Annotated in this window: 5 protein-coding genes and 1 pseudogene; 3 read left to right on the top strand and 3 right to left on the bottom strand. The window is 60.9% G+C overall.

Features of this window, described 5'->3' with window-relative positions; translation table 11 throughout:
- On the bottom strand, positions 1–1812 hold a 1812-nt coding region (locus tag ABWP50_RS11165), incomplete at its 3' end, for a M14 family metallopeptidase (protein ID WP_353218062.1).
- A 691-nt stretch (positions 1813–2503) separates the two neighbouring features.
- Here ABWP50_RS11165 and ABWP50_RS11170 point away from each other — a divergent pair.
- From ABWP50_RS11170 to ABWP50_RS11180, 3 genes are all read left to right on the top strand, one after another.
- Positions 2504–3121, top strand: a complete 618-nt coding sequence (locus ABWP50_RS11170; protein ID WP_353218063.1) for a LuxR C-terminal-related transcriptional regulator — start codon at positions 2504–2506, stop codon at positions 3119–3121.
- A 210-nt stretch (positions 3122–3331) separates the two neighbouring features.
- Positions 3332–4114 carry a bacteriorhodopsin-like gene (locus ABWP50_RS11175; protein WP_353218064.1) on the top strand — a complete coding sequence of 261 codons (783 nt, stop codon included), beginning with the start codon at positions 3332–3334 and terminating at the stop codon, positions 4112–4114.
- Between the two features lie 66 nt (positions 4115–4180).
- Positions 4181–5086, top strand: a complete 906-nt coding sequence (locus ABWP50_RS11180) for a Brp/Blh family beta-carotene 15,15'-dioxygenase (RefSeq protein ID WP_353218065.1) — start codon at positions 4181–4183, stop codon at positions 5084–5086.
- Positions 5087–5425: 339 nt separating this feature from the next.
- On the opposite strand, the gene ABWP50_RS11185 is transcribed toward ABWP50_RS11180, so the two are convergent.
- Complete coding sequence (locus ABWP50_RS11185) at positions 5426–7033, bottom strand: amidohydrolase (RefSeq protein WP_353218066.1); 1608 nt, start codon at positions 7031–7033, stop codon at positions 5426–5428.
- Between the two features lie 24 nt (positions 7034–7057).
- Positions 7058–7372: pseudogene (locus ABWP50_RS11190) on the bottom strand (TonB-dependent receptor plug domain-containing protein); the annotation flags it as partial.

Consider the following 7372-nt stretch of genomic DNA (forward strand, 5'->3'; position numbering starts at 1 on the left):
CTTCACCCCGGCCTTGAGCAGCCGGTTGGTGAGGATGACGCTGTTGTTGGTTTCGTGCCCGATCAGCCAGCCGGCGTTGCCATTGCCAGCGATGCGCCCGGCTGGCGGTTTCATCAGATCCGGCACCGGGGCGAAATTGCCCTTCACATCATCCAGCACCCGATCAAAGGCCACGCCCATCTGAAAGGCCAGCGTGTAGCCGGCCACATCATAGGGCGCGGTGGGCGCGCCGCCGGGATAGGGCACATCGTTGGGATGGTCCTGCGGTTCGAACATGTCCAGCACGTGCGGGCGGTAAGCCTGCGCGGTGCGCACCACGAAGCTGCCGGCCGGATAGGATTTGCCGCCGGCGGTGAAGGCGGCGGCGGCGCGTTCCACCTCCACGCCGTTCTTGATCAGGGCGTTCAGGAAGGTGACGGCGGTGGGCAGGTCGCGCTGATCGGCCGGGATGATATAGGCGCGCGCGTCCCGGTCCTCCGGGGCTTGCAGGATGCTGGCATAGAGCTTGGGATCAACCTTCTTGGGGCCGCCGGGGCGCGGGCGGCCGGCGCCATCGATGCCATCTTCCTTGAGCGGGGCGGCATCGGCCAGGCGCTCCACTTTCGATGGCGTTATCGTCCAACTGTCGCGGCTGCCCTTTTCGATGCTGTTGGCGCCCATGCGCCAGATGTTGAACAACAGCCGCTCCCGGTTGCGCGAGGCGTAATCGAGCACGGCGCGGTTGAGCGTCCATTGATAGTCCAGCGAGTCCTGCAGCTTCCACGCCCGCGGGCTGATCGGCAGCATTTCATCGCCGCGCGGCACTTGCGTGGCCGGCACCAGCGGGATGGCGGTGGGGGTGGGGCCGCCGATGATTTCGGTCAGCAGGCCGATGCTGTTGTGGAAATAGGCAACGCTGCGCTCCATGCCGTTGTGCCAGGTGGAATAGCGCGCGGCGCTGCGCATGCCGGAACCGGCCTTGCCTTCGGTGATCAGCCGGGAGTGCATGGCGGAGCCGACCTCGTTCAGCGAGGTCATCACGATGGGATCATAGTTGAAATTGAACGGATCACGGAACGGCGGCACGAACACCACCATGCCTTCCGGCCCGGTCTGGTGCTGATTGTAGACGATCTGCGGATACCAGGTGCGGAACAGCATGCGGTTGACGTTTTCCGTCTCCGGCATCTGCACCATGTAGCTGTCACGATTGTTGTCGTGGCCGATATATTTGTGATAAAGCCTTGGGATGGTTGCAAATTCCCGTTTCTTCGGGTCTTGGTGCCGCATATACCAGTTGCTGACCAGTTCCATGCCATCGGGATTGTCGTGGCCCAGCAGGATGATGCAGTCGTCCAGCATGCGCAGGGTTTCGGGGTCGTTCTGGGTGAGCATGCGGTGCAGCACCTGGATCTGGCCCTGCGAGGTGACGGTTTCGGTGGCATGCAGGCCGGCATCGATCCACACGATGGCCTTGCCCTGCGCCGCCAGCGCCCGCGCCTGCGCTTCGTCCACCCCGCGCGCCCGCGCCAGCCGTTCGGCGATGCGGCGATAATCGTCCAGCTTGGCCAGATTGGCCGGGGTGGAAACGATCGCCACCCACATGGTGCGCCCCTCGGCGGTCTTGCCGATATCGACCAGCTTCATGCGATCGGATTCAGTCGCCAGTTTCTTCAGATAGGATTCGTATTCGGTATAGTTGGCGAGGTAATAATCCGTGCCCGGCGGCTGTTTGAAAAAGTCCCCAGGTGCAGTGGCGCGAGCCGTTTGCGCGAAGCTGGCGGCCGGCAGGCACAGAAGTGCCGCCGAGACAAAAAGCCAATGCGATTTCATGATCTTCACTCTCCGCCAATGCCCGGTGGCTGTTGTGCGAAGACGGTGGCCCAAAGGCCGGCGCTTGGCAACCGCCCTTCCCGATGCACGCATGGGGAGGAGTCGGCGTGGGCAAATTCAGCCGTCAGTAACTGTCGGCAATCGGCTGACTGACTGAGCAAGCTGGAGGACTGGCATGGGGTGGAGAGCGGACAGTTTGGCGCGGCGGACGTCTCACCGGTTTTGGGCCGTTGGCGGAATGGCAGCTTCCGGACACGCTTACTGGATAGCTGCCCATTGCCGATGCCGGGAGACAACGACCGCTTGCCGCACAATTGTCGCCATGAGATATTAAATTCGTGGACATATGCTCGTGCCAGAAGCCGTCGGTCATGCAGCATATGATGGTTCGCTGATCCGCGACCTGAAATGCGGTGGATGAACGCCAATGCCGAAACCAGAGACCCGACAGATGCACGCTGCCGGGCACAAGTGACGACGCGAATCCTGGCTTTGTCTATGCCGCATGCCGCATCTGGTCCGCCCCTTTTTGCAGATAGCCCGCCCGCCGAGCCGTCAGGGGCTGTCGTCGCTGACGACGCACGGCAAGACGCCATATTGCGCCATCTCGCCTTCACCGAGATGGTGTCAAGTGTGATTGCACTTCGCGGATCGTGTCCTCGGTGCGGCGAACACACGAAAGAAGACGTCAATGCTCGACAACTACGAGACCTTCGATGGCGGGTTGATCAATTCAATTCGGGTCAGTCCGATTGCTGCCGTGATCAGCAACCCCAGGCTGGCAGATAACCCGATCATCGCCACCAATCGCGCCTTCTGTGAACTGACCGGCTATGCGGACAGTGAGATTATCGGGCGTAACTGCAAGTTTCTTGCCGGCCCTGCTACCGAGCCATGGTTGACCGATCGGATCCGCGCTGGCGTGCGTGAGCATCGCCCTGTCCTCGTTGAAATCCTTAACTACAAGCGCTGCGGCACACCGTTTCGAAACGCCGTGCTGGTGGCCCCTGTGTTCGATGCGAACGGGGCGCTGAGCTATTTTCTCGGATCTCAGGTCGAACTTGGCGATGATGATATCGGCCCCAACAGCAACCGACACTATCTGGCTGTCGAGCGAGTCAAGCTGCTGACCCCACGGCAGCGCGAGATCCTGCAACTGATTGCGGCCGGCCACCGCACGAAGCAGATCGCCCATGCCCTTACATTGAGTGAAAAGACGGTGAAGATGCACCGCTCGCTGCTGCTGGCCAATTTGCACACATCGAACATCGCAGACGCCATCCGCATTGCTGTCGAGGCGGGGCTGTAACGTCACACGGCCCAAAGGCTGTATGGATTGAACGGCGAGACAGGCCCAATTGCGGCTCACGGCCGAGGCTTCAGGCGCCGTCTCATGATGTGACATCGCCTGTGACAGTGGTCGCAAGGAACCGTCGCCTTGATGGCGAATTACACTCGTTGAGTTAGGTCAACATTAGCAACAGGCGTTTCAAATAGACGCCCGGCATAGGAGCAATATATGGAAACTATTACGGCAGGCCAGTATCTGCTGGTATACAACGCCTTTTCATTTACATTTGCAGCGATGGCTGCCGGCACGCTGTTTTTCTGGTTTGGTCGATCGCAAGTCGGCCATGCCTACAAGACTGCACTGACGATCACGGGGCTTGTTACCGCGATCGCCGCCTATCACTACTTTCGTATCTTTGAAAGCTGGTCGGAGGCTTACGCGTTAACCGACGGCGTGATCAAATCGAGCGGCGTCGCCTTCAATGACGCCTATCGGTATGTCGACTGGTTGTTGACCGTACCATTGCTGCTGATCGAGTTGGTGCTTGTGATGCGGCTCTCGCAAAAGGAGACCGTTTCCAAGGCCACCAGCCTGGGTTTTGCAGCAGCGCTGATGATCATTCTCGGCTACCCCGGCGAAATCGCCACCGATAATGCGACCCGCGCCTTGTGGGGAACCTTGTCGACCATTCCGTTCCTCTACGTGGTCTGGCAGTTGTTCAAGGGCCTGGGCAGCGCCATCGAACGCCAGCCGGAAAACGCCCGCGGGCTGATCAAGCAGGCCCGTCTGCTGACCTTCGCCTCCTGGGGCTTCTACCCGATCGTTTACATGATTCCCTTCACCAGCTTGGCGGGCGGGACAGTCGCGACTGGGGTGCAGATCGGCTACACGATTGCCGACCTCGTTGCCAAGGTTGGCGTCGGCATCCTTGTCTACATGATCGCCGTCCGCAAGTCGGCGGCGGAATATGGCGAACCGGGTAAGCCGCTCGTTACCGTCGCTGCTGAATAATACGCCGCGAGCCCGCCGGCAGGACATCGTCGTCCTGCCGGCGCGGTCGGTTAGGGACAACGCACCATGTCAGCTATGACCGCCGTGTCCGCACGTACCACGCATGTTCCGGCTGGCTTGGTTCTGCTGGTAACCACCCTCACGATCAGCCTCCATCTGGTGGGCTTTTTTGCGCAGACGCCAACGACGACGGCGATCCTCGCATGCTCACTGCTGATTTTTGGCTTGCCGCACGGCAGTTTTGATCTTGCCTTGCTGCGACGCGCCGGTGCCACCGGCTCAACGGTTTATCTGGTCCTGCTTTACGTCGGCTGTGCCGCCGCCATGTATGTGCTTTGGCGCCTAGCGCCAGTCCTGGCACTTGCTGCATTCCTCGCAATGGCCGTCGCGCACTTTGCCGAAGACTGGGAGGCTTGCGGATCGCGCTTCATTGCGACCGCAATGGCCGCGGCAATCGTAACGGCGCCGGCATTGCTACATCTTGCCAATTTGCGCGCGTTATTCACGGTGCTAACCGGGGATCGCGCCGCGGCCACCCTTGCCGACATGTCATTGCTCGTGGCGCCAGTCGCTTTGGCGGTGGCTGTGGCTGGAGTTGGCCTGTTATGGCAGGCAGATCGGAAAAAACTGGCGCTGTTGGCAAGTTGCGGACTTGCCGCAATGCTGTTGCTGCCGCCCGTGCTCGGTTTTGCAATTTTCTTCTGTCTCGTTCACTCACCCCTGCAGTTTCAGAGCCACACCGAAGCACTTGAGTTGAAGGGCGCCCAGCAATGGCGCGGCATCGTCGTGCCGATCAGCGTTGGTGGGCTTGGCGTGGCCGGGGTGGTCTTCCTGCTACACAACGGCTCTTCGCCGACAACCAGCATCTTTGCGGTCAGCTTCATGACGTTGTCACTGCTGACCGTCCCGCACATGCTTGTCCCGATGTTCGCGAACCGATTTGTGAAAAGACAAACTGTGGCTATCGGATGAACGATGCCCGAACGGCTGCTCGTGACGCGAGCCAACGTCCAGAGATCCCGCGAGAAATGGCAACAATGCCCCATGCCCGGCCATTCGAGGCTCGTTATACGACCGTGAATCGATGTCCGCGTTCAGAGTTCTGTGGCGCGCCGCTGAACGGCCGAGATGAAGGCACATTGCAGACATTCGCTTAGTGTCAGCACGTGGGTCGCTTGCTGAAAGGCAGCCTCTGGAGAACAACATCGCGAAGCCGCCATCAACGTCGCCATCTGAACTGTCCGCGCCGCTCAAAACACCAAGGGCCGGCACCTCGCGGCACCGGCCCTTTGCTTTTGCGTCCGCCGGGGCTCACTTCACCTTGGCGAAATCTTCGTAATTGATGCCGAGCTGTTCCAGATAGCTCTGGTGCTTGTCCGCATCATAGTAGAATTTCTCAAGGATCGGCCGCATCTTGCCCATGATGTCGGTGTTCAGGTGGATGGCCGGCATGTCCTGCGGCGTTAGCAGCGGATCGTATTTGTCGGATTTGAACTGCACATCCTGTTGATAGGCCTTGGCATCGGTGATGATCTTTGGCGTGGTCATCAGATCGAGGATGGTCATCGCCACGGCTTTGGCGCCCACCATCACGCCCTTGTGGGCGATCGGGGTGGCCATGGCGATGGCCGATTGGCGGTTGTGGCCGATGGCGTTGGGGATGTTGCTGGGGTAGCGGATGGTCACCGTGGGCACCGTCCACATGATATCGCCGATATCATCCGATCCGCCGCCCATCGATGCGCCGCGGCTTTCCGGGGTGGACAGCGGCGCCAATGTGGTGACCAGCGGCTCCAGCTTCTGGCCATTGGCTTGCTGCATCGCCTTGGCAAAGCCCTGATCGGCGGCGCTCCAGGTGGGCAGGCCGACGGCCTTGATATTGGCATACAGCGCCTCGGCCAGCGGCTTGTTGCCGTAATTGGGCGCGGCATAGCCCAGGGTGCGCCGGGTTACCGTGGTGTCGGTGGCCATGGCAGCGGCATCGGCGATGCGGTTGCCGATTTCATAGAGGCCGCGGATGCTGGAGAATTTGTTTTCGCGGAAATAATACCAGACGCTGGCCTTTTCCGGCACGATGTTGGGCTGGCCGCCGCCTTCGGTGATGACATAATGGCTGCGCTGGGTGACCGGCAGATGCTCGCGCCGCATGTTCCAGGCGACGTTCATCAGCTCGACACCGTCCAGCGCGCTGCGGCCATCCCAAGGCTGGCCGGCGGCGTGGGCGGTCTTGCCCTTGAAGGTGTATTCCACGCTGACCATGCCATTGTTGCCGGCCGGGCCCCACTGGGTGCCCAGATCGCGGCCGACATGGGCGAAGATCGACGCATCGACATCCTTGAACATGCCGGCGCGCACATAATAGGCCTTGGTGGCGAGCAATTCCTCGGCCACGCCGGGCCACAGCATCAGCGTGCCCTTGATGCCGTTCTTCTCCATCACCTGCTTGGCGGCCAGCGCCGCGACGATCATCATCGGCATGCCGCTGTTGTGGCCTTCGCCGTGGCCGGGGCCGCCTTCCACCATCGGCTTCATGTCCACCACGCCGGGATATTGCGACAGGCCGAGCAGGCCATCGATATCACTGCCCAGCGCGATTTTCGGGCCCCCATCTTTACCACTGGGGCCGTTGCTCCAGGTGGCGCTGAAGGCGGTGGGGATGCCGGCCGCGCCGCGCACCACGGTGAAGCCGTTTTTTTCGAGGATGGCGGTCAGATAGGCGCTGGTCTTGTGCTCCTGAAAGCCCGGCTCGGCATAGCTGAACACCGTGTCCACCATCACCTGCGCCAGCTTGGCCTGCGCATCGATCAGCGTTGCCGCATCCTTCTTCTGGGCCGGCGTCGCCAGCGCCAGCGCCGGGCTCGCAATTGTTCCGGCCAATGTGGTGGCCGCTAACAAGCCGGCAAACAGCTTTGATATCATGATCTTATCCCCCCGGAGCCAGAATCAATATTCGAACCGCACGCCCAGACGATACACACGGCCCAGCACATCATAAAGCCCGCGATTGGTTTGCGGATAGGCCGGCGTGTTGTTGCCGGTGGGGCCGTTGCCGACCAGCACCGGATCGCTGTTCAGCAAATTGCGGACATAGAAGAACACATCGGCCTTGGAGCCGGCGACCTTGATTTTCTTGGTCAGCGATGCATCGACATACCATTGCCCGGAAATGCGGTTGGTATTGATGGTGCGGTTGGCCGCGGTGGAGGCCGGGCAGCCGGTGGTGCATTCGAAGAAATTGTTGTTGTAGACGCCATCCGA

The sequence above is a fragment of the Sandarakinorhabdus sp. genome, assembly GCF_040398645.1.
Taxonomy (GTDB): domain Bacteria; phylum Pseudomonadota; class Alphaproteobacteria; order Sphingomonadales; family Sphingomonadaceae; genus Sandarakinorhabdus.